Source organism: Nocardia sp. NPDC056611 (assembly GCF_042792755.1).
Lineage (GTDB): Bacteria > Actinomycetota > Actinomycetes > Mycobacteriales > Mycobacteriaceae > Nocardia.
The window spans coordinates 526,224-547,611 of record NZ_JBHTVV010000001.1; the positions used below are offsets into that span (position 1 = coordinate 526,224).

Sequence of the window (21,388 nt, forward strand, 5' to 3'; positions counted from 1 at the left end):
GCAGAATATCCGCAAACCCCCCGTGCAGTCGCCCCGAACTTTCGGGGGCTTGCCGCCCCCTCCGCAGCAACCCGCCTCCCGGCGCCCGGGTTCGCCCCCTCCTCGCGGTGTCCCGGCAGGCCTTGTCGAACAGTTCTCAGCACCCCTCCAGCTACCCCTGTGAACGGCCGCTGAACACCGTAAACGCGGCTACCGAGCCGGTGCTCTCGCGGGTTCCCGCCACGGGTGCGCACCCGCTGATCGCGCGACAGTGACCGCGCTCATCTCGTGTGGACTTGTCTCAAATGAGACAAGTCGTCTATGCGCCATTCGGGTGCGCCTGTGGGCGGTGCGATCTCGCCGCCCGGATTCGCGAGTGTGTCTCAAAAATGTCTCACGTTGCCGTCTCGGAGCCGTCGCCGGTGGGTGTGGCGAGATACCGATAGACGGTCGCGCGGGACACGCCCAGCTCGGCGGCGATCTCGTCGACGGTGTGGTCGCCCGCATCCCGCATGCGCTGGGCGGAGGCCACCATCGTCGAGGTCATCGCGCCGGGACGGCCCCGGGCCGGACGGCGGCGCGGTGTCTCGGGCGCTCGGGCGGGGGTGGCGGTGCGCCGGGGTGGCGGCGTGTTCAGGAGTTGTTGCGCGCCCGCGAGAATCGCGGCGCGCAGCTCCGGCTCGGGATGGTCGGCGAAGATGACCACCGGGTCGCTGAGCGCGGCGTACACCTGCGTGGCCCGCACCCGCTCGGTGAAGTCGGCCTCGGGTCCGGCGATCACCTCCTGGGCGGCCAGCGCGATGTCGCGCAGCCGGGCATAGGTCGCGTTGTCGGCGGACAGCGCCTCGTCGTGCAGCTGTATCCGCAGCACCCGCGCGTGCCGCAGCCAGGTGTCGATGAGTCCTTCCACCACGGCCCACCGTCGTTCGGCCGAGTCCGGGAGCGTCTGAATCGATTCGAGCAGGGCCTCGGTCTCGGCCAGCAAGGGCTCGACCAGGGCGGCGACGATGTCGCTCTTGCTCGGGAAGTGGTAGAGCACGGCGGTTTTCGTCAGACCGACCTGCTCGGCGATCTCCCGCACCGACACCGCGTGATACCCGCGCTCGACGAACAGTGTGAGCGCGGTGCGCAGGATGCGGGCCCGTGAGTCGTCGGTCATGCCCCAGCACCTTACCCGTTGACTGACCATCGGTCAGTGGCCTACAGTCGAGACTGACCGTTGGTCAGTATTTTTGAGATAGGGGTAGTCATCATGTCGAACGAGCGAATTCTGATTTCCGGCGCCGGGATCGCGGGCCAGGCTCTGGCGTATTGGCTCGCCCGCCACGGATTCCGGCCGACGGTGGTCGAGCGGGCGGCGCGGCTGCGGACCGGCGGCCAAGGCGTGGACATTCGCGACCAGGCGATCGAGGTCGCCGAGAAGATGGGCATCATGCCGCGGGTGCGCGAGGCGGCGGCCGATGTGGTCGGCATGCGGTTCGTCCGCGCCGACGGCCGCGAGATCTCCCGCATCGACATCGAGGGCATCAAGAACGAGAACGGCAGCGCCGAGGTCGAGATCATGCGCGGCGACCTGGTGCGGATTCTGCACGACATCACCTCCGGCGCAGTCGAATACCTCTTCGACGACGCCATCACGGCGCTGGATCAGGACGACGACGGCGTGACCGTCACCTTCGCGAACGGACCCGCCCGCCGCTTCGACCTGGTGGTCGGCGCGGACGGCTTGCACTCCACGGTCCGCACACTGGCCTTCGGGCCGGAATCGGACCACGTGCGCTTCCTGGACCACTACTTCGCCTTCGGCAATGCCGACGCGAAGCTGGGCCCCGACCGGTGGGTCACCATGTTCAACACCCCCGGCCGCATGACCGGCGTCTACCGATCGGGCAACCACCCGCAGGCCAAGGCCTACTTCATGTTCCGCAGCCCCCGGCGCGACATCGACCTGCGCGATCAGCAGGCCGCCCGCGCCCTGCTGTCCGCCGAGTTCGGCGACGAGAGCGACTGGCACGTACCGGGATTGCTCGCCGGCGTCCTCGCCGACCCCGACGCCTACATCGACGCGCTCGGCCAGGTCCGTATGGAGTCGTGGTCCAGCGGCCGGGTCGTCCTCGTCGGCGACGCGGCCTACTGCGCCTCCCCGGTCTCGGGGGCGGGCGCGGAGATCGCCCTGATCGGGGCCTACCGGCTCGCCGGGGAGCTGGCGGCCGCCGCCGGTGACCACCGCATCGCCTTCGACCGGTACGAGCGGTCGCACCGTCCCCTGATCACCCGCAAACAACAGGTCGGACCCAACCTTCGGCTGATGGTGCCGAAGACCTGGCTGGGCATGGCCGTGCGCAACGCCGTCACCCGCCTGCCGCTGCTCGAGTCGATGTCCGGCATGGAGCGCATCATGTCCCCGAAGGCCACCGACCGGCTCCCCGACTACGAGTCCGTAGCCGATCCGGCCCGGTGAAGGCCCCGCTCACCGGTCCTTGTGGCACACCGCTTCCAGCATGACGCCGTCGTACCCGCGCCAGAACGTGGCGTAGTACGGCGGCGGATACTGCGGGAAGGACTGGGGCGTATGGATGATCTCGTCGCCACGACCCGAGGCCCAGTCGTGGACCCGGTCGACGTCCGCGCGGGTGGGGACCATGAACGCGAGATGCTGAAGACCCGCGCGCTCGGGGGAGTAGCCCGGCTCCGGGGCCGGGTAGAAGAACAGATAGGTGCCGACCTTGCCGCCCGCGGGCCAGTAGGCGAACTGCGTATCGTCGGCCAGCAGCTTGTCGTAGCCGATCAGCGGCATCAGCTGGTCGTAATACTGGCGTGCCGCAGCGAGATCGGTGACATTGACGCCGAGGTGTCCCAGGGGCATGGTCGGAATCTACGCGATGTTCCCCACGCGATCCCCGTGATCGGTCCGGGGACATCCACATCGGGCCGATAGATTGCCGTCGGAGGAACGTGCCGGCGGAGGGAGCGATGTCGTCGGTGTCGATGGCCGGACGCCTGTCGCCGCGATCCTGTCCCTGACTCGCCGGCCAATTCCCTTGCGGTAGTGGGCGATATCGCGTTCTGTCGGTGGGCCCTGCCATGCTGACCGGCATGACTTCGAGATTGTCGGTCGATGTGTCGAGCGAGCGCGTGTTCACCGCGGTCACCGGTTCGGGGATGCTCGCGCTGTGGGATCCGGCCGCGTTCACCCATGTCGTCGACTACGACAGCTGGGAAGCGGAGTTGCTGGATGACGAACCGATCATCGAGCACATCCGCGCCGGTCGGCTGGTGCCGCTGAACATCCTGTCCGACGGGCGATTCGGAGTGCTGGTACGGCAGGGCGCGGCAGGGGAGCTCACCGAGCGGGAGCGGCGGTACGCGCAGAACTCCTCCGAGCCGTACCTGTTCGTGTCCACGGGCGTCGCCAAGATCAGCGGCATCGAAGAGGTCGGCTCGTTCGATGAGGAAGAGTCGACGGTGGCCGACATGAAGCCGACCGACATCGACCTTCCGGCAGGCTCGTACGCCGTAACCGTCCACCTCCTGGACTGGGAAGCGGAACCCGGCGCGACGGACGACAAGGGCGACGCCACCGCCACCGCCCTGCCCGACTTCGTCGTCCTGATCGCACCCGCCGACGGGGGATCGTTCCGCACCGACATCGAAACCTTCGACGACCTCGACTGATCGGCGACCGCCGTGGACCTGTGGTTTGATGGCCGAGTGATGGTGATGACGCAGTCGTGGCGGCCGAGGTTTCGGCGGCTCTGACGTGCGTTCGTGTCGGCTGCCGGTGCGGTGGCCGACGCGTCTCGCGTCGCTCGGCTGACGCGTCGGTGGCCTCGAATCGAGAGGTCCGAATTCATGTCTCTGGAAGAAGTACGCGGCGAGATCGATGCGATCGACGCGCAGATCATCGAATTGCTCGGCGCCCGGCAGCAATTGGTGATGCGCGCCGCCACCTTCAAACGCGACGAACACGAGGTCCGCGCCCCCGACCGCCGCGCCCGGATGATGGTCCGCCTCCGCGAACTGGCGGTGCGCCACGGCGTCGAGCCGACATTGGTCGAGCGGGTCTACAACACCCTGATCGACGGATTCATCGAACTCGAGCAGCAGCGCCACCGCGCACTCACCGCCGGTGAGGTGGCCGGTTCAGCCGCGCCGCGCCCGGTAGAGGCGGCGCCCGGCGCGTAAGGCGTACGGTGCGAGGAGGCCGGCGGCGATCCCGGCCAGCGGCAGGGCCACGCCGGTCCACCGGGCCGGGAGCGGGCGGTAATGGGCGGAACCGTCCCGGATTTCGATGAATCCCAACGGCCGCATCTCCATTCCGCCGCCCGAACCCCCGCCGTCGACGACCTCGTCGGCGGCGGAACCGCGACCGGGCACGACACCGAACGCGAACCCCGCCCGGGCCACCGGCACGATCGTGACCCCGTCGCCGGTGATCGGATCCCCGAAAACCACTGACGCGCGCGCCTTCTCCCCGAGCCGATCGACCAGCTCCTCCATCAGCCGCTCGGTAGACCCGCCCGCATCCTCGAAATCCATACCGCCATTGTTCCGCCAACCGGACACGACCGCCGAGTCCGCCACCCTGACTGGTCTTTTCCTCCACAACCCTGCGGCTAATCATCGAATCGTCGCCAATTCATGAGCAATAGTGGTGGTTCAGGCCAGTTCAGCGCTGCCGCACCGGCCGTCGGACCCGACGGGATCAACGAAACCTACTCGCCTTCGAGGTGAGCGCTGCACGGCCGCGCGGGGTGATCTGCCAGCGCCCGCGCGGGTGACTGGGAACGATCAGACCACGGGATTCGAGATGGGCCAAGGCGTTGCGCGTACGCCAGGTAGTGAGAGTTGCGGCGAGCTGGACTTGGGCGGCGGTGAGAGTGCGGTCGGGGCTGAGTGCGGTGAGAACGGCCACCTCGGCGGGGGTCATGCCGCGAACCTTTGCGGCGTCCGGCGGAGATGCCTTGGGTGAGTGCGCTTTGGTCGTGGTCCTCGGCGATGACGTCCGGGATCTGCTTCGGGGCGGGGGACGTCGAGGTGGCCGCCGCCGATGACGGAGAGTCGTAGGACGGTGGGCTCCGGTGCGGGGGTGTCGTGGTGGAAGCCCCACCAGGACCAGAGGATCACGCTGCCGCAGAGGACTGCGATAGTCAGAAGTGCCCAGGTGTCCCACCGCATTACGGTCTCCTCTCGAACGCGGATCTCGGTCGCTCCCGGGTTCCCGGTGGGGTTTCGGAGTGGTTGGGGAACCGGGGATGCGTACATCGGACAGCAGAAACTGCGATCGAAGGACCGGGATTTCTGCGTGCGCAGGATTTCTGCGCGTTTCCCCAGCACGCCATCCGATTTCGGCGCACAATTGATTCGGGTTTCGGAGCCGACGCCAGGAGATGGTCATGTCGAAGCGCTCCAGCAATCTGCCTCGCCGCCAACTTGGGCGGTACTTGAGAGAACTGCGGCAGCAGTGTGGTCTGTCGATCGTGCAGGCGGCCAAGCTGGCCGAGCGAGGTACCGGCAGCCTGCAAAGGCTGGAAACCGGAGTGACCGAACGGATCCACCTGAGCGACATCGAAGAACTGTGCCGGATCTACGATGCGCCCGAATATGTGGAGCCGCTGAAAGGGCTTGCGCAGCAAGCCAATGTGAAATCGTGGTGGCACGAATACGGAGACCTGATTCCGGCCGGGTTCAACGTGTACGTCGGGTTGGAGTCGGCGGCCGAGCGGATCACGATCTACCGGCCCGACATGGTGTCCGGTTTGTTCCAGACTCCGGAGTACGCGCGCACGCTGGACCACATCTACTTTCCGTACGAGTCGCCTACGGCCATCGAACGGCGGGTGCATCTTCGAATCAGGCGACAGTCCCTGATCACCAGGAAGCGCAAGCCCGCGACCACGCGCCTGGTCATCGACGAAGTCGCGCTGCAACGAGTGGTCGGTGGCCCGAAGGTCATGGCCGCCCAACTCCGACACCTCGCGGCCATGCCGCCGAATGTGTCTGTTCGGATCCTGTCGGCCGCGGCGGGATTTCCCCTGGGCGTCTCGCCCGGCCCCTTCACGATCCTCGATTTCGCCGTGGACGATGACGGCGAGCCCGAGGAGCCAACTGTCGTCTATGTCGAGAGCTACACGGGCGCAATGTACTTCGAGCTGGATGGCACCGTCGACCAGTATCGTGCCGCGTTCGCCACCATCGAACGCGTAGCGTTGAACGAGGCCGACAGCAGAAACCTGCTGCGGCGGATGGCAAAGGAGTATTCAGCGTGAAAAATGAGCTGGCCCAAGCCGAATGGTTCAAAAGCAGCCGGAGCGCCGGGGGACAGGACTGCGTCGAGGTCGCATTCCTGAACCGGGGCGGGGTCGGGGTCCGTGATTCCAAGGACCCCGGTGGGCCCGCGTTGGTGTTCACCGGCGAGCAGTGGGATCGCTTTCTCGCCGGTGGGGTGTGGGAGCGGTAGCTACGCCGAGATGGACAGGCCCTCGAGGATGGTGGTGGGGGCGCTGCCGTCGCTGTCGTTGCGGGTGGTGATGGTGAGCTGGACCAGGTACTGGCCCTGGTCGGAGTCGACGATGATGTAGCGGTTGTAGGCCCACAGGGTGAGGTTCTGGACCTCGTAGGTGCCGGTGATGGCGGCCGAGGGGAGGCCGTCGTAGTCCGCGGTGTCGGTGTCGATGTCCTGCCACGCGGGGAGCTGGCGGGCATCGTCGAAGGCGTGGGTGAGGAGTTCGGCGGGGTCGACGGCGGGGGTGAAGGTCGCCACCAGGAGGACCGCGTTGTCGGCCCAGCCGTCGACGGGCGGCTGGGTCCAGACGCCGAAGGAGCCGGGGAACATCTGCGGCGGGACCTGCTGCCAGCCTTCGGGAACGCCGACGGTGACCTTCGGCGCGCCGGGGGCCGCGGGGTCGACCGGGGCGGCCTGGATCTGGGCGGAGGCCAGGTATTCGGCGATGGTGGTCAACGAAGCTCCTCGAGAGGGGGCGGCGGTGGACACCCGACATTCAACACGATGACAGCGAAGCGCAGGACGACGACCGCGACGGGCCGCCCGGATCGTGCGATCCGGGCGGCCTGCCGCCGTGACTCACCTGCCGCCGTGACTCACCTGCCGCCGTGACTCACCCGTCGACGCGGTGTCGGCTCACCCGCGGAAGCGGCGCAGCCGCAGGCTGTTGCTGACCACGAACACGCTGGACAGCGCCATGGCGGCGCCCGCGAGCATCGGGTTCAGCAGGCCGGCGGCGGCCAGCGGGATGGCCGCCACGTTGTAGCCGAACGCCCAGAACAGGTTGCCCTTGATGGTGCGCAATGTGGCGCGGGACAGCTTGATCGAGGTGGGCACCGCCCGCAGGTCGTCGCGGACCAGGGTGAGGTCGGCGGCCTGGATGGCGACATCGGTGCCGGTGCCCATGGCCAGGCCCAGATCGGCCTGGGCCAGGGCGGCCGCGTCATTGACGCCGTCGCCGACCATGGCGACCACCTTGCCCTCGTCCTGCAGCTTCTTCACCACGTCCAGCTTGTCGCTGGGCAGCACTTCGGCGATGACCTCCGCGATGCCGACCTGATCCGCCACGGTGCGCGCGGTCGCGGCATTGTCGCCGGTCAGCAGCACGGGGGTGAGCCCGAGCGCCTTCATCTCCGAGATCGCCTGCGCGCTGGTCGGTTTCACGGCGTCGGCGATGACCAGCACGCCGCGTGCCTGTCCGTCCCAGGCCACCACGATGGCGGTCTGCCCGGCCTGCTCGGCGCGAGTCTTGGCGTCCGCCAGGACTTCCGGCACCGTGATCGACCAGTCCGCCATCAGCTCGGTGCGCCCGATGACCACGGCCCGCTCGCCGACCAGACCCTGCACGCCCTTACCGCCGTGGCTGACGAACTGCTCCACCTTTTCGGTGTCGAGTCCACGCTCGGCGGCGCCGGCGACCACGGCCTTGGCGACCGGGTGCTCGGAGCCGTGCTCGACGGCCGCGGCCACCGACAGCAGCTCGTCGGCATCGACGCCGGCCGCCGGAATCGCTTCCGCCAGCGTCATCTTGCCGGTGGTGACGGTGCCGGTCTTGTCCAGCACCACGGTGTCGATCCGCCGGGTCGACTCCAGCACCTGCGGGCCCTTGATCAGGATGCCCAGCTGCGCGCCGCGCCCGGTGCCCACCAGCAGCGCGGTGGGCGTGGCCAAGCCGAGGGCGCACGGGCAGGCGATGATCAGCACCGCGACGGCCGCGCCGAACGCGGTCGCCACCGCCGCACCGGTGCCGAGCCAGAAGCCCAGCGCCGCCACCGCGATCGCGATGACGATCGGCACGAACACGCCCGCCACCCGGTCGGCCAGCCGCTGCACCGGCGCCTTGCCGTTCTGCGCGTCCTCGACCAGCGAAGCCATCTGCGCCAGTTGGGTATCCGCGCCGACCCGGGTGGCGCGCACGGTCAGCAGGCCGCCGGCGTTCACGGTCGCGCCCACCGCCTGATCGCCGGGGCCCGCCTCGACGGGCACCGATTCACCGGTCAGCATGCTCATGTCGAGCGCCGAATTGCCGCTCACCACAACACCGTCGGTGGCGACCTTCTCGCCGGGACGGACCAGGAACTCCTCGCCGACCCGCAGATCGCCGATGGGAATCCGGGTCTCGACGCCGCCGCGCAGCACCGACACGTCCTTCGCGCCCAGCTCCAGCAGCGCCCGCAGCGCGGACCCGGCCTTCTCCTTGGACCGCACCTCGAAATAGCGGCCCGCGAGAATGGCGGTGACCAGGGTGGCCGCCACCTCGAAGTACAGCGCCGAGGACGAATCGCCGCGCTCGATGACGAAACTGAACGGGTGCTTCATGCCGGGCATTCCGGCATTGCCCCAGAACAGGGCGTACACCGACCAGCTGAACGCCGCCAGCGTGCCCAGCGAGATCAGCGTGTCCATGGTGGCCGCGCCGTGCTTGGCGTTCACCCACGCGGCCCGGTGGAACTGGGACGCGCTCCACACCACGATGGGCGCGGTCAGGGTGAGCGAGAGCCATTGCCAGTTGGTGAACTGGAAGACCGGGAACATGCCCATGGCGACCACGGGGACCGCCAGCGCGAGCGTCACCAGCAGCTTGTGCCGCAACAGATCCGCCGCCGACGGGGCCGAATCGGTCTCGGCCGCCTCGGTTTTCACCGGTTCGGTGTGGTGCACGGCCGCGGTGTAGCCGGTGTCGACGACCTTGGCGATCAGGTCATCGGCGGTCACCGAGTCGGGGAAGCTGACCTTCGCCTTCTCGGTCGCGTAGTTGACCGACGCCGTGACGCCGTCCATCCGGTTGAGCTTCTTCTCGATCCGGGAAGCGCAGGAGGCGCAGGTCATTCCACCGATATCGAGTTCGATCGAACGCTCGGGAGCCGGGGCGCTCATGAGTGACCTCCTCCGTGTGATGCGGGCGCACCCGAAGCGGGTGCGGCGGTGGATGCGGTGCCGGTGAATTCCGCGGTGTGGACCGCGCCGCCGTGCTGGAAGTCCAGGTACAGCCGGTACTCGCCGCCGCTGGGCGCTTGCGCGTGGAAGGCGACGTCGGGGCCGGGAGCGGTCTTGCCGACCTCGCCCTCGGGGTGGACGTGCAGGTAGGCCAGGTCCGTGGCTCGCAGGGCTACCAGGTGCGCGTAGGCGCCGAGGTAGGGCTGCAGGTCGGTCACCGGCTTGCCGTCCCGGGTGACGCTGAAGGTCAGTTCGCTGCCCGCGGTGGTCAGATCACCGGCGAGGGTGACCCGGTACCCGTCCACGTCGGCGGTCTCGGAGACCGGCGGCAGCGGCTTGTCGGTCACATTGCCCGCGACCGCGACGGTGCGGCTCAGGACCAGTTCGCCGGGCCCGCCGGCGGGGGAGAAGTCGGCGAACATCCGGTAGCTGCCGGGCGCGGCCCACTTCCAGTCCAGCGACCAGGTGCCGTCGGCGGCCCGGGTGGGATGCACGTGCCGGAACTGGCTCGCGTCCGAGCGGACCACGATCAGGTGCAGGTCCTTGTCGTGGAGGTTGTCGTATCGGGTGACGGTGCCCTGCGGTCCGGTGATCCGGAAACGCAGCGCGCCTTGCTGATCGGGGGTGGCCGGGGCGCTGATCTCACCGAGGGTGTAGCCGGAGAGGCTGTCCTGCAGGCCGGTCGGCGCGGCGGTCTCGTGCTGGGAGTGGTCGGCGGCCTCGGCCGGGGCCGCGCCGGACCGGTCGCCCACCAGGGCGCCGATGCCGAGCGCGGCTCCGAACAAGACGACCAGTCCGCCACCGAAGGCGGCGAACTTCAGTCGATCGTTCACCTGGCCACCTCGTAACCCGCTTCGTCGACGGCGGCGATCACAGCGGCGTCGGCGAGCTCGGCGGCCGACTCGATGGTGACAAGACCGCTGGCGAGATCCACATCCACGCTGGTGACGCCGTCGATCTTGCCGATCTCCTTCTGGACCGAACCGACGCAGTGGCCGCAGGTCATGCCGGTGACGGTGTAGGTGCTGGTGGCCATGGTGGTCTCCTTCGCTCGCTTCTCATACGGTGAGGGGGTATCCCCGACATCGAGAAACATACCCCCCGTGGGTACCTGACGCAAGCGGTTGGTCCGAGAAATTCAGCCGGGCCAGGCCAGCATGGCCAGCGCGGCCACTCGGCGCAGCTCACCCTCGTCCGCGCCGTCCCGCGCGGCCTGCGACATGCCCTGCATGACGGCCCCGGTGTAGCGGGCCAGGGCCCGGGCGTCGGTGTCGGCGGGCAGGTGTCCGGCGGCCACGTCCTCGCGGATCCGCCGCTCGAAGGCATCGATATTGTCATTGCGCAGCGTCTGAAGCAGTTGCAGCACTTCATGATTGGTGGTGTTGGTACCCGCGTGGATGACCAGGCAGCCGGGCGGCTGTCCGGGTCGGGCGTATTCGGCCGCGGCCTCCCGCAGGGTGCGCTCCGCGGCGGTGCGGGCGGTCGGCTCCTCGGCGAAGGCGCGCGCCGCGAAGCCGCCGTAACTCGTGCCGTAGGTGGTGAGGACCTCGTCGAACAGTTTCCGCTTGTCGCCGAACGCCGCGTACAGGCTGGGCGCTCCGATGCCGAGCGCCTTGGTCAGGTCGCTGACCGAGGTGGCCTCGTAGCCGCGTTCCCAGAACAGCCGCAGCGCCTGGTCGAGGGCGGCGTCGCGGTCGAACGAGCGGGGGCGACCCCGGGTGGTTGTGGCCATGTCAGCGATTTTATAACGACCGCTACACATGTGTTATCGTCGGTTTCTGTAACGGTCACTAGAGAATGTGGCCGGCGAACGAAGGACGAGGTCATGGGCGCACTTTCCGGCAAGACGGCACTGGTCACCGGCGGCGGACGGGGAATCGGGCGCGCCATCGCGCGGCGGCTCGGCCGCGACGGCGCCCGGGTCGGCGTCCACTACAACGCCAACGCGGCCGCCGCCAAGGAGACCGTCGCGAGCATCGAGGCCGCGGGCGGCCAGGCCTTCGCGTTCGCCGCCCCCCTCGGCGTGCCCGGCGACGCCGAAGCGCTGTGGACCGCCTTCGACGCCCACGCCGACGGCCTCGACATCCTGGTCAACAACGCCGGCACCGACGGCGTCCGGGAACCCATCGGGGGCACCTCGGAAGAGGCGTTCGACCGGGTCTTCGCCGTCAATACGAAATCCCCGTTCTTCGTCACCAAGCTGGGCCTGGACCGGCTGCGCGACAGCGGGCGCATCGTCAACGTCTCCACCGGGCTCACCCGCGGCGCGGGCATGCCGGAACTGCTCGCCTACACCATGACCAAGGGCGCGATCGACGCCTTCACCTCGGTGCTGGCCAAGGAGGTCGGCGCGCGCGGCATCACCGTCAACGCGGTGGCGCCGGGCGTGGTGGACACCGACATGAACGCCGACTGGCTGCGCAACGACGCGACCATGGCGGCGGTATCGGCGAAGTCACCACTGAATCGCGTGGCCGAGCCCGCCGAGATCGCGGATATCGTCGCGTTCCTGGCCTCGGACGACAGCCGCTGGGTCACCGGCCAATGGATCGACGCCACCGGCGGTGCGCTGCTCTGAGCACCATTAGGCTTGGCGCGTGCTGTCAGTTGTGCCGAGTCCCGTGATCGTGCGTGCCCCGTCGAAGGTGAATCTGCACCTCGGGGTGGGTGACCTGCGTGAAGACGGGTACCACGACCTCACCACCGTCTTCCAAGCCCTTTCGCTCAGTGACGATCTGAAGATCGCGCCGGCCGCCGCCATGCGGGTCAAGGTGACCGGCGAGGGCGCCGACGAGGTCCCCACCGACCGCACCAACCTGGTCTGGCAGGCGGCGGTCCGGCTCGCCGATCAGGCGGGCCGGGCGCCGCTGGTGGAAATCGGGATCACCAAGGGGATTCCGGTGGCCGGTGGGATGGCGGGCGGCAGCGCGGACTGCGCCGCGGCCCTGGTCGGGTTGAACGACCTGTGGGAACTCGGCCTCAGCCGGGCTGAATTGTCCGATATCGCAGCCGAACTCGGCAGTGATGTCCCGTTCTCCCTGCACGGGGGCACCGCGCTCGGGCGGGGCCGCGGCGAGAAACTGCTCCCGGTGCTGTCCCGCAACACCTTTCACTGGGTGCTGGCCCTGGCCAAGGACGGCCTGTCCACCCCGGCCGTCTTCAAGGAACTCGACCGCCTACGCGAGGCCGGTGACCCGCCGCGCCTCGGCAGCCCCGAGGACCTGCTCCAAGCCCTGGCCTCCGGCGACGCGACCCAGCTCGCCCCGCTGCTCGGCAATGACCTCCAGGCCGCCGCGCTCTCGCTGAAGCCCGACCTGCGCCGCACCCTGCGGGCCGGTGTCACCTCGGGAGCCCTGGCGGGCATCGTCTCGGGTTCCGGCCCGACCTGCGCCTTCCTGTGCGAGAGCGAGGAGGCCGCGGTCGCCGTCGCCGCCGAGCTCGCGGGCGCGGGCGTCGCCCGCAGCGTCCGCACCGCCCACGGCCCGGTCCCGGGCGCGCGCCGCATCACCGATCCGCTGGATGCCGCCAAGCGCTGACCGAAGGACGGTCACGGCTGCTCGGTAGGCTTGCTCGGGGCAAGCAATCGACCGTCGTAGAGGATCCCGTGGCCAACCTGATCAACCTGGAAACCGTCTCCAAGAGCTTCGGCGTCAAGCCGCTGCTCGACAAGGTGTCCCTCGGGGTTCAGGAGGGGGAGCGGATCGGTGTCGTCGGCATGAACGGCGGCGGCAAGACGACGCTGCTGGAAGTGCTGACAGGTCTCGAGAAGCCCGACTCCGGACGGGTGAGCCAGGTCGGTTACCTGCGGATGGCGGTCGTCACCCAGCGTGGAGTCCTGCCCGAGGACGCGACTGTCGGTGACGTGGTCCTCGCGGGCCTGGCCGAGGATCAGCGCACCGACGGTGTCGCAGAGCACGAATGGGCGGCCAACCCCCGCATCCGTTCCGTGGTCGAGGGCATCGGCATCGCCGACCTCGGTCTGGACACCCCGGTCGCCAATCTCTCCGGTGGCGAGCGCCGCCGCACCGCGCTGGCCGCCGCCCTGGTCCGCGACCTCGACCTGCTGGTCCTCGACGAGCCCACCAACCACCTCGACGTCGAGGGCGTGCAGTGGCTGGCCGAGCACCTGATCGAACGCCGCAGCGCGCTGGTGGTCGTCACCCACGACCGCTGGTTCCTCGACACCGTCGCCACCCGCACCTGGGAGGTGCAGGGCGGCAAGGTGGAGACCTACGACGGCGGCTACAACGACTGGATCTTCGCCCGCGCCGAACGCGTGCGCCAGGCCGACGCCAGCGAGGCTCGCCGCCAGAACCTGGCCCGCAAGGAACTGGCGTGGCTGCGCCGTGGCGCGCCCGCCCGCACCTCCAAACCGCGCTACCGGATCGAGGCCGCCGAGGCCCTGATCGCCAATGTCCCCGCCCCGCGCGACACCGTGGAACTGGCCTCCTTCGCGCGAAAGCGACTGGGCCGCGTAGTGGTCGAGCTCGAGGACGCCACCCTCGCCCTCCCGGACGGCCGGGAACTGGTGAAGGACCTGACCTGGCGGCTCGCGCCCGGCGAACGGGTCGGCCTGGTCGGCGTGAACGGCTCCGGCAAGACCAGCCTGCTGCGCGCGCTCGCGGGGGAGCGGGACCTGCAGTCCGGCAAGCGGATCCAGGGCCAGACCGTCAAGATCGGCTGGCTGCGCCAGGAACTCGACGACCTGCCGCTGGACATGCGCGTCCTGGAGGCCGTGCAGGACGTGGCGCAGCGAATGATGCTGGGCGACAAGGAGATCAGCGCCGGTCAGCTGGCCGAGCGGCTCGGCTTCACCCCGGCCAAACAGCGCACCCCGGTGCGCGACCTGTCCGGCGGCGAGCGCCGCCGCCTGCAGCTCACCCGCATCCTGATGGCCGAGCCGAACGTGCTGCTGCTCGACGAGCCCACCAACGACCTCGACATCGACACCCTGCAGCAGCTCGAGGACATGCTCGACGGCTGGGCCGGAACCATGGTGGTCATCTCCCACGACCGCTACCTGATCGAGCGCATCTGCGACACCACCTGGGCGCTGTTCGGCGACGGCAAACTCACCAACCTGCCCGGCGGCATCGAGGAATACCTGCGCAAACGCGCCGCGCTGAGCGGGGGCCCGGCCACCCCGGCCCGCTCCGCCGCCCCGGCCGCCGCCGCGAATTCCACGGCCCCGGCCACGGATTCGGCCGCCTACCGCGCCGCCCGCAAGGAACTGGCCAAGCTGGAACGCGCGCTGGAGAAGCTCACCGACCGCGAGGAGAAGCTGCACGCGGCGCTCGCCGAAGCGGCCACCGAGCCGGACAAGCTGGTGAAGCTGGGCGCCGAACTGAAGCAGGTGCAGGCCGAGAAGGAGACCACCGAAGAGCGCTGGCTGGAACTGGCCGAAGACGCCTGAGCTCCGACGACAACGCCTGAGCTCCAACGACAATCGCCGTTCACCCTGGTGGTGGACGGCGATCGATTGTTCGTGAACACTGCCGGACATCCATCCGTGCGGTTCGAGAATCTATCCGTGCTGCTCGAGCATCTGCGGGTCGAGTGAGGGAACCGGCAGGCAGGTGCGGACGAAACCCGCACCGAAGGAGGTCAATTCGACGGTGCGATAGAGCACCTTGGTGCCGAAGCTCGCCCGCTTGAGTAGCCTCCGCACCTCCGGCAAGGCCTCGAGCAGCTGGTACCGGTTGGGGTTGCCCAGCGCTTCGCGGGTCACGTCGAGCAGTCCGAGCCGGTCCAGATTGGCCAGGTACTCGTCGATCCGGTTCGGGTAGCGCAGGGCCGCGTCCTCGCCCAGCAGGTTGAACACGCCCCGGTAGGAGCTGCGTCCGGTCTTCACCTCGACCGCGGGCTGCGGCCCGTCCAGGTACAGGTGCCGCACGATGCGCGCCTCGTCGGGCGCGAGTTCGCCCAGGATGCGCGAGTAGGCGGTGTGATGGTGGGTGTCGTCCTCGGCGTGGAAGTCCGCGGACCGGCGCAGCAGTTCCGCGCCGCGGGCCCGCAGCAGCGCCGTGTGCCCGGAATCGGGTGCGGCGTCGAGGTCCTCGGGCACGGGCACGCCCAGCGCCTGCCGGACCGATTGCCGCACCTGCGCGCCGGCGTCGGAGAGGATCTCGCGCGGCGGCTGCCCGGCCATGCTGCCGCGCAGCACGACCGAGGTCACCCCGAGCGCGGTGTGCAGACTCCAGAAACTGGCCTCGACCGCCGCCGACATGGCCACCCGAACCACTCCCGTGGCGGCGCGCACCGGTCCGGCCGAACCCCGCCGCTCACCCGAGTCCACCGGCACCGGCAGCGGCGCGGACTCGCGAACAGCGATGACGGTGGAGGGATCGGCGGGATCGTCCTCGCCAGAGGAGGATTCGGTCATATCCATGTGGTGGCGACTCCTGTTCCGAAGATCAGGAGGTGAGCGTAACCGGCGAAGAGCCCCAGCGCGCCGCCATGGACGAACAAAAGCCATTCATCCTGTTTGATGGCCGAACGCAGCATGTCCACGAACTCCGGCGGGGGCAGCGCCGACATTTGTTTGGCGATGTACTCCTGCACCTGCACGCCCTGCTGCACGTTGAACGCGGGGTCGGCGAAGGCGATGGGCGCGATGGTCATCGCCTCGTTGGTGAGGGTGTCCTGGAGGGTGTCGTACTCCCGGCTGCCCAGGGCGAACTTGACCACCGAGCGGGCCGGGCCGAGCGCGCGGTCGGCGGCCGGGCGCAGGGTGTCGGTGAGCATCTGCATGGTGCGATCGGCGCGCGGGCCGTTGAGCAGTTCGTCGCCGATATTGGCGACGGTCATGATCTCGCTGGCCACCAGCGCCGCGTAGCCCTCGGTGATCTCGTCCTGCCGCTTGATCAGCAGGCCCTGCCGCCACGGGCACCACCACTTGGGATAGGCGGGCTCGAAGATCAGGTTGATGCCGATCCAGTTGACCACCCAGCCGATGATCACCCCGCCGACCGGCAGCACGACCAGCGACGACCAGTGCGTCCAGTGCAGGATGCCGACCAGCACCAGACCCATGGGCGCGCCGAAGTAGAAGCCGAAGTTCTGCATGAATCGCAGTTCCTTGGCACCGAGCACCTGGAACACGGAATTCAGCATCTGCGGCCGCGCCTGGAAGTAGCGGATGGTCATGGACTTGACGTCCAGCAGCTGATCGATGTTCTTGCCGAGTTCATCGGTGAGTTCCCGGAGAATATCCGGCAACTGTTCCCGCACGCGGTTGTGGACCATCTCCCGCACACCTGTCGGCAGGTTGTACCAGAGCTGTGGATGTTCGCGTTTGAGGATCTCCTCGACAATGCCGCGAATCTGAAGATCGGCAATTTCAACAAAATGTTCAGCGAGCTTGTCCGGTTCCAGTTCGCGATAGAAATCCGCGACACTCCCGAGTTTCGCCAGTCCTTTGTCGACGGCGATGCTCGCCATCTTGTCGGCGCGCGACGGCACGATCCCCTGCCAGCCGATCCGCCCGTCGTACTGCAACAGCGGCAGCACCTGAATCCGCTTGGGCAGCAAAGGAAACACCGCGGCCAAACCGGGCAGCCGGAATCCGTGGAACCGGATCGGCTTGAACAACATGAGCACGCCGGTCCAGTTGGTGATATAGCCGATCACGCCCGTGAACAGCGGAATCGTGATCAATTCCAATAGGAGGGTCGGACGCACCCCGAAGACACTCTCTAGCACGCGACACCCTCCTGCCGACCCGCAACGCACCGCCTTAGGCGTTGACTACCCCATCGGCGGTTCGGACCTTACTGGCTATTCCGGAAGCGAGTCCAGCGGCGGAGTGTCTGGGTCGGAGATCTCGGTCACACTGCCCGGGCTCGATGTTCCTCTCTCTCGATGGGACCACGAGAATGGCGGAGACCACAGCCATATCGTCCTTTGATCGTTCGTGTTGGGGGTCATGTGCGTCGTTACTCGGCGGACGTGGACTGGGGTAACCTTCGTCTGGCTCATGGGTTCAACGTGCCCGCAGGTCCGTCGGGGGCAATAATCTGTGGACAATTGTGTTCACCTGGCGATACTCGGAGATGGACGTGGCGGAAGACAGGATCCCGGGGCAGGACGTGACCCGTCCGGGACCTCGTGCCGTGGAACGCAGTTCCGATGTGGAGCAGCGGCAGATCAGCAATGAGGCCCGTCTGATCCGCGGGGTCTTCCGGGCCGCCGGGCTCGCGGCCGGCACCGCGGTGCGGGGGACCGAGTGGGCGGTCGGCACCAGCTTCGAGATCACCAAGCAGCTGACCCAGGCCGCGCTGGACGGCGAGTCCTCGGCCGACATCGCCGAGCGCACGGGGGCGGCGCTGCGGTCGATCGCGCGCAGCGCGCTCGGTGTCACCGAGGGCTCGGTGCGCGAGATCGTCAGCTACGTACCGACTCCCATGGGCGCGCCGCAGCAGGCCATCGCCAACGGCGGCGGTCTGGTCCGCTCGGGCACCACCGAGGATCTGCGTCGCCGCGGCGACGCGCTGCTGGCCCGCTCGGCCGACGTCTACTTCACCGAGGACGTGCACCCGGCCTACGACCGCATCCTCGATCAACTCGCCCCCGACGAGGCCCGGATCCTGCGCTTCATGGCGTTGCAGGGCCCGCAGCCGTCGGTCGACGTGCGCACCAATCGGCCGCTGGGCATCGGGTCGGAGCTGGTCGCGGGGGATCTGACCTCGGTTCCGGAGCAGTCCGGCGTCCGCTACCCGGACCGCGCGCGGCACTACCTGATCAATCTGAGCCGTCTCGGTCTCACCATGACCTCGGAAGATCCGGTCGTTTTGTCGCGATACATGGTGCTGGAAGTGCAGCCCGTGGTCGAGCAGGCGCTGAAAAAGGCCGGTCGAGTCCCCAAGATCGTCCGAAAGAGCCTGCGCCTGACCGAATTCGGCGAGGACTTCTGCAACACCTGCTTCACCATCAACAACTGACTCGGTATCCGGCTGATAGCGATCCGGTACAAATCCGTGCCGATTTCCTCAGGTTTCCCGCACCTGATGGGATTGTGGAAGGTATGGATTCCGATGCCGTCGCGGCGATCAGCCGGCTGAAGTTCCGCTACCTGCGTGCGCTCGACACGAAGGCGTGGGAGGAGTTCGCCGACACCATGATTCCGGAGGCCACCGCCACCTACAGCGAGTACCTCCAGTTCGAATCGCGCGACGCCTTCCTCGCCTTCATGCGCAATACGCTGGGCCCGCACGTCATCACCGAACACCGCTGCGACCACCCGGAAATCGACGTCGACGGCGACGAGGCGACCGGCACCTGGTACCTGGCCGACACCGTGCTCATCCCCGGCCACAACATGCTCCTACGCGGCGCGGCGTTCTACACCGACAAATACGTGCGCTGCGAGGACGGGCAGTGGCGCATCGCGCACACCGGCTACGAACGCACCTACGAGGTCGTGCTCTCGCTCTCGGACCTGCCGAGTCTGCGCCTGACCTCCAGCCGTTGGGGCCTGATCGCCCGCGATCCCGCGGACACGCCCCGCGTCGAGCCCAGCTCGGACGGCTCGGGGACGATGGGCTGAACGCCCGCTCCGCCGGAAGCCGACCGGAGTCCTATTCCGTTCCGGCGACCAGCAGTTCGAGGGTCAGCTTCGGCATCTCCTTGGCGATGTACTGCAACCGCCACTTGTCGCTGAAGAGGGCCAGGATCACGCCGTCGGTCCGCGTGAAGACCTCGACGCCGCGCTGCCGGCTGAGCTCCGCGGCCGATTCGGCATCGGTGCGCCGCGCCAGCTGGAACGGCAGATGGTCGAGCTGGGTCTCGACATTGAACTCGGATTGCATTCGCGCCGTGACGACTTCGAACTGCATGGGACCAACCGCGGCCAGCACCGGCGACTGCTCACCGCGGGCGTCGTTGCGCAGCACCTGCACCACACCCTCGGAGTCGAGCTGATCCATGGCCTTGCGGAACTGCTTGTACTTGTCCGCGGTCTTGGCGCGCAGCGAGGCGAAATGCTCGGGCGCGAAGGACGGGATCGGCGGGAACTCGACCTTCTTGTCCACGAAGAGCGTGTGCCCCGGAGCCAGTGCGGTCGCGTTGACCAGGCCGACCACGTCGCCCGGGTAGGCGGTGTCGACCGTGGTGCGTTCGCGGCCGAAGACGGTCAGCGCGTACTTGGTGGCGAAGGGCCGCCCGGTCTGGGCGTGGGTCACCACCATGCCACGCTCGAACTCGCCGGAGACGATGCGCATGAACGCCAGCCGGTCGCGGTGCGCGGTGTCCATGCCCGCCTGCACCTTGAAGATGACGGCGCTGAACGGCGCGGTGGTATCGCGCGGCTCGCCCTTGATGTCGGTGCGCCCGCGCGGCGGCGGCGCGAGCTCGACCAGGGTCTCGAGCAGTTGGCGCACACCGAAATTCAGCATGGCGGAGGCGTAGATGACCGGCGAGGTGTGCCCGGCCAGGAACAGTTCCTGATCGTGGTCCTGCCCGGCCGCCGAGAGCAGTTCGCTCTCCTCGGCGGCGGTGGTCCAGGCATCGCCCTCGCGCTCGGCGGCCTGCTCGGGGCTGTAGCTCTCCTCCGGGGCGATGGTCGCGCCACCGGCGGTGCGGGTGAAGTGGATGTACTCGGTGGCCGCGCCCTCCTCACCGCGGCGCAGCAGGCCGCGGAAGTCGCCGGCGATGCCGACCGGGAGGAACAACGGGGTGGGGGTCAGGCCGATGCGGTCGACGATCTCGTCGAGCAGCTCCAGCGGCGCCTGGCCCGGGCGGTCCCACTTGTTGATGACCGTGATGACCGGGATGCCGCGGTCGCGCGCCACCTGGAAGAGCTTGAGCGTCTGCGGTTCCAGGCCCTTGGCGGCGTCGATGAGCATGACCGCGGCGTCGACCGCGGTGAGTACGCGGTAGGTGTCCTCCGAGAAGTCGGAGTGGCCGGGGGTGTCCACCAGGTTGATGACGCACTCGCCGTACTCGAACTGCAGGGCCGTGGAGCTGACGGAGATACCGCGCGCCTTCTCCATCTCCATCCAGTCGGAGACGGTGGACTTGCGGCCCGCCTTGCCGTGGATGGCGCCCGCCTCGGAGATCACCTTGGCGTGCAGGGCCAGCGCCTCGGTCAGGGTGGACTTACCCGCGTCCGGGTGGGAGATCACCGCGAAGGTGCGCCGCCGCGCCGCCTCACCGGCCAGCCGACCGGCGGTAGCTGAGGTCGCGCTGGCAGTCGGGGAACTCACGGGGGGACTCCTTATGTGCGGACGAGGCAACCGAACCAGGGTACGCGACCGGCCCCCCGCCCCGACCGGCCGGTCCGGCCCGATGTGGCCCTCGAACCGGAGGTCAGTCCGGGTCCGGGGCGAGATGCCGGGCCACGGCCCGTCCGACCAGCGCCTCGATATCGATGCCCGGCGCGATCGCCTCGATACTGCGGTTGGCGACCACCACCGCGATGCCGTGCAGCTGGGTCCACAGGCCGAGGGCCTGTTCGCCGGCCCGCTCGTCCGCGCCGGGGCCCGCGCAGTCGGCGACCAGCTGCCGCCAGCGGGCGAACAGGGGCAGTGACCAGGTGACCCGCAGGTTCCCGCCCGCGCCCTCGAGCAGGTCGTGGCGGAACATCAGGGTGAACATCTCCGGCCGCGCGGCGGCGAAGCGGATATAGGCGAGGCAGTTCCGGCGTACCCGTTCCTCGGGCGTATCCCCGCCCACCGCATCGATTTCCGCGCGCAGGTCCGCGTAGCCGCGGGCGGCGACCGCCGCCAGCAGCGCGTTGTGGGTGGGGAAGTGCCGCCGGGGCGCGCCGTGTGACACCCCCGCCTCCCGGGCGATCGCCCGCAGCCCGAGTTCGGCCGCGCCGACCTCCTCGAGCATGGCGACTCCGGCGGTGACGAGTCGTTCGCGCAGGGGCTCGGCGGTGGTCATATGTCACATTCTCCAGCATTCGTAGACAGTGTCTACTCGCATCCGGTAGAAAAGTACGGGTAGACACTGTCTACGAAGTGGTCG

The 21,388-nt window shown here is 68.6% G+C and carries 23 protein-coding genes; 10 read left to right on the forward strand and 13 right to left on the reverse strand.

The window, feature by feature from the left end:
• Nucleotides 1–373: 373 nt before the first annotated feature.
• Nucleotides 374–1,138, reverse strand: coding sequence for a TetR family transcriptional regulator (locus ACFRAQ_RS02265; RefSeq protein WP_379092953.1), 765 nt, complete (start codon nucleotides 1,136–1,138; stop codon nucleotides 374–376).
• Nucleotides 1,139–1,231: 93 nt separating this feature from the next.
• On the opposite strand from ACFRAQ_RS02265, the gene ACFRAQ_RS02270 reads away from it, so the two are divergent.
• The gene (locus ACFRAQ_RS02270; protein ID WP_379092956.1) at nucleotides 1,232–2,440 is read left to right on the forward strand and encodes an FAD-dependent monooxygenase; all 1,209 of its coding nucleotides are present in this window, start codon (nucleotides 1,232–1,234) and stop codon (nucleotides 2,438–2,440) included.
• A 9-nt stretch (nucleotides 2,441–2,449) separates the two neighbouring features.
• Here the strand turns inward: ACFRAQ_RS02270 and ACFRAQ_RS02275 are convergent, their stop codons facing one another.
• A complete protein-coding gene (locus ACFRAQ_RS02275; RefSeq protein WP_379092959.1) occupies nucleotides 2,450–2,845 on the reverse strand; it encodes a VOC family protein in 396 nt (131 codons plus the stop codon).
• A gap of 230 nt (nucleotides 2,846–3,075) precedes the next feature.
• On the opposite strand from ACFRAQ_RS02275, the gene ACFRAQ_RS02280 reads away from it, so the two are divergent.
• Both ACFRAQ_RS02280 and ACFRAQ_RS02285 read left to right on the forward strand, forming a co-directional pair.
• Nucleotides 3,076–3,654 carry a hypothetical protein gene (locus tag ACFRAQ_RS02280; RefSeq protein ID WP_379092962.1) on the forward strand — a complete coding sequence of 193 codons (579 nt, stop codon included), beginning with the start codon at nucleotides 3,076–3,078 and terminating at the stop codon, nucleotides 3,652–3,654.
• Nucleotides 3,655–3,831: 177 nt separating this feature from the next.
• On the forward strand, nucleotides 3,832–4,164 hold the full coding sequence (locus ACFRAQ_RS02285) for a chorismate mutase (RefSeq protein ID WP_379092965.1): 333 nt from the start codon (nucleotides 3,832–3,834) through the stop codon (nucleotides 4,162–4,164).
• On the opposite strand, the gene ACFRAQ_RS02290 is transcribed toward ACFRAQ_RS02285, so the two are convergent.
• Both ACFRAQ_RS02290 and ACFRAQ_RS02295 read right to left on the reverse strand, forming a co-directional pair.
• Complete coding sequence (locus ACFRAQ_RS02290) at nucleotides 4,123–4,518, reverse strand: GerW family sporulation protein (RefSeq protein ID WP_379092968.1); 396 nt, start codon at nucleotides 4,516–4,518, stop codon at nucleotides 4,123–4,125. The genes ACFRAQ_RS02285 and ACFRAQ_RS02290 overlap by 42 nt on opposite strands.
• A 166-nt stretch (nucleotides 4,519–4,684) precedes the next feature.
• Nucleotides 4,685–4,909, reverse strand: a complete 225-nt coding sequence (locus ACFRAQ_RS02295; protein ID WP_379092971.1) for a hypothetical protein — start codon at nucleotides 4,907–4,909, stop codon at nucleotides 4,685–4,687.
• Nucleotides 4,910–5,375: 466 nt separating this feature from the next.
• On the opposite strand from ACFRAQ_RS02295, the gene ACFRAQ_RS02300 reads away from it, so the two are divergent.
• A complete protein-coding gene (locus ACFRAQ_RS02300; protein ID WP_379092974.1) occupies nucleotides 5,376–6,248 on the forward strand; it encodes a helix-turn-helix domain-containing protein in 873 nt (290 codons plus the stop codon).
• The gene (locus ACFRAQ_RS02305; protein WP_379092977.1) at nucleotides 6,245–6,439 is read left to right on the forward strand and encodes a DUF397 domain-containing protein; all 195 of its coding nucleotides are present in this window, start codon (nucleotides 6,245–6,247) and stop codon (nucleotides 6,437–6,439) included. The genes ACFRAQ_RS02300 and ACFRAQ_RS02305 overlap by 4 nt, the downstream gene beginning before the upstream one ends.
• On the opposite strand, the gene ACFRAQ_RS02310 is transcribed toward ACFRAQ_RS02305, so the two are convergent.
• The 5 genes from ACFRAQ_RS02310 to ACFRAQ_RS02330 form a co-directional block, all read right to left on the reverse strand.
• Entirely contained in the window at nucleotides 6,440–6,940 is a 501-nt protein-coding gene (locus ACFRAQ_RS02310) for an LpqN/LpqT family lipoprotein (protein WP_379092980.1), read from the reverse strand. It abuts the gene before it with no gap.
• Nucleotides 6,941–7,120: 180 nt separating this feature from the next.
• Complete coding sequence (locus tag ACFRAQ_RS02315; RefSeq protein ID WP_379092983.1) at nucleotides 7,121–9,361, reverse strand: heavy metal translocating P-type ATPase; 2,241 nt, start codon at nucleotides 9,359–9,361, stop codon at nucleotides 7,121–7,123.
• Nucleotides 9,358–10,254: a hypothetical protein gene (locus ACFRAQ_RS02320; RefSeq protein ID WP_379092986.1), complete on the reverse strand. Its 897-nt coding sequence runs from the start codon at nucleotides 10,252–10,254 to the stop codon at nucleotides 9,358–9,360. Before ACFRAQ_RS02320 ends, ACFRAQ_RS02315 begins: the two co-directional genes overlap by 4 nt.
• Nucleotides 10,251–10,457 (reverse strand): heavy-metal-associated domain-containing protein, encoded by a 207-nt coding sequence (locus ACFRAQ_RS02325; RefSeq protein ID WP_379092989.1) that lies wholly within the window; start codon nucleotides 10,455–10,457, stop codon nucleotides 10,251–10,253. Before ACFRAQ_RS02325 ends, ACFRAQ_RS02320 begins: the two co-directional genes overlap by 4 nt.
• 102 nt (nucleotides 10,458–10,559) lie before the next feature.
• Nucleotides 10,560–11,153, reverse strand: a complete 594-nt coding sequence (locus tag ACFRAQ_RS02330; RefSeq protein WP_379092992.1) for a TetR/AcrR family transcriptional regulator — start codon at nucleotides 11,151–11,153, stop codon at nucleotides 10,560–10,562.
• A gap of 93 nt (nucleotides 11,154–11,246) precedes the next feature.
• Here ACFRAQ_RS02330 and ACFRAQ_RS02335 point away from each other — a divergent pair, with 93 nt between their 5' ends.
• The 3 genes from ACFRAQ_RS02335 to ACFRAQ_RS02345 all read left to right on the forward strand — a co-directional run bounded on the left by ACFRAQ_RS02335 (nucleotide 11,247) and on the right by ACFRAQ_RS02345 (nucleotide 14,834).
• Complete coding sequence (locus tag ACFRAQ_RS02335; RefSeq protein WP_379092995.1) at nucleotides 11,247–11,999, forward strand: SDR family oxidoreductase; 753 nt, start codon at nucleotides 11,247–11,249, stop codon at nucleotides 11,997–11,999.
• Nucleotides 12,000–12,018: 19 nt separating this feature from the next.
• Complete coding sequence (locus tag ACFRAQ_RS02340) at nucleotides 12,019–12,957, forward strand: 4-(cytidine 5'-diphospho)-2-C-methyl-D-erythritol kinase (RefSeq protein WP_379092998.1); 939 nt, start codon at nucleotides 12,019–12,021, stop codon at nucleotides 12,955–12,957.
• A gap of 68 nt (nucleotides 12,958–13,025) precedes the next feature.
• Nucleotides 13,026–14,834 carry an ABC-F family ATP-binding cassette domain-containing protein gene (locus ACFRAQ_RS02345; protein WP_379093001.1) on the forward strand — a complete coding sequence of 603 codons (1,809 nt, stop codon included), beginning with the start codon at nucleotides 13,026–13,028 and terminating at the stop codon, nucleotides 14,832–14,834.
• A gap of 111 nt (nucleotides 14,835–14,945) precedes the next feature.
• Here ACFRAQ_RS02345 and ACFRAQ_RS02350 read toward each other — a convergent pair whose 3' ends face one another.
• A complete protein-coding gene (locus ACFRAQ_RS02350; RefSeq protein ID WP_379093004.1) occupies nucleotides 14,946–15,809 on the reverse strand; it encodes an Abi-alpha family protein in 864 nt (287 codons plus the stop codon).
• On the reverse strand, nucleotides 15,800–17,122 hold the full coding sequence (locus ACFRAQ_RS02355) for a hypothetical protein (protein WP_379093007.1): 1,323 nt from the start codon (nucleotides 17,120–17,122) through the stop codon (nucleotides 15,800–15,802). The genes ACFRAQ_RS02350 and ACFRAQ_RS02355 overlap by 10 nt, the downstream gene beginning before the upstream one ends.
• Before the next feature lie 350 nt (nucleotides 17,123–17,472).
• Here ACFRAQ_RS02355 and ACFRAQ_RS02360 point away from each other — a divergent pair, with 350 nt between their 5' ends.
• The gene (locus tag ACFRAQ_RS02360; RefSeq protein WP_379095740.1) at nucleotides 17,473–18,360 is read left to right on the forward strand and encodes a DUF4393 domain-containing protein; all 888 of its coding nucleotides are present in this window, start codon (nucleotides 17,473–17,475) and stop codon (nucleotides 18,358–18,360) included.
• 83 nt (nucleotides 18,361–18,443) lie between these two features.
• The gene (locus tag ACFRAQ_RS02365; protein ID WP_379093010.1) at nucleotides 18,444–18,965 is read left to right on the forward strand and encodes a nuclear transport factor 2 family protein; all 522 of its coding nucleotides are present in this window, start codon (nucleotides 18,444–18,446) and stop codon (nucleotides 18,963–18,965) included.
• Between the two features lie 31 nt (nucleotides 18,966–18,996).
• Here the strand turns inward: ACFRAQ_RS02365 and ACFRAQ_RS02370 are convergent, their stop codons facing one another.
• On the reverse strand, nucleotides 18,997–20,622 hold the full coding sequence (locus ACFRAQ_RS02370) for a peptide chain release factor 3 (protein WP_379093013.1): 1,626 nt from the start codon (nucleotides 20,620–20,622) through the stop codon (nucleotides 18,997–18,999).
• A gap of 103 nt (nucleotides 20,623–20,725) precedes the next feature.
• Nucleotides 20,726–21,304, reverse strand: coding sequence for a TetR/AcrR family transcriptional regulator (locus ACFRAQ_RS02375; protein WP_379093016.1), 579 nt, complete (start codon nucleotides 21,302–21,304; stop codon nucleotides 20,726–20,728).
• Nucleotides 21,305–21,388 lie beyond the last annotated feature (84 nt).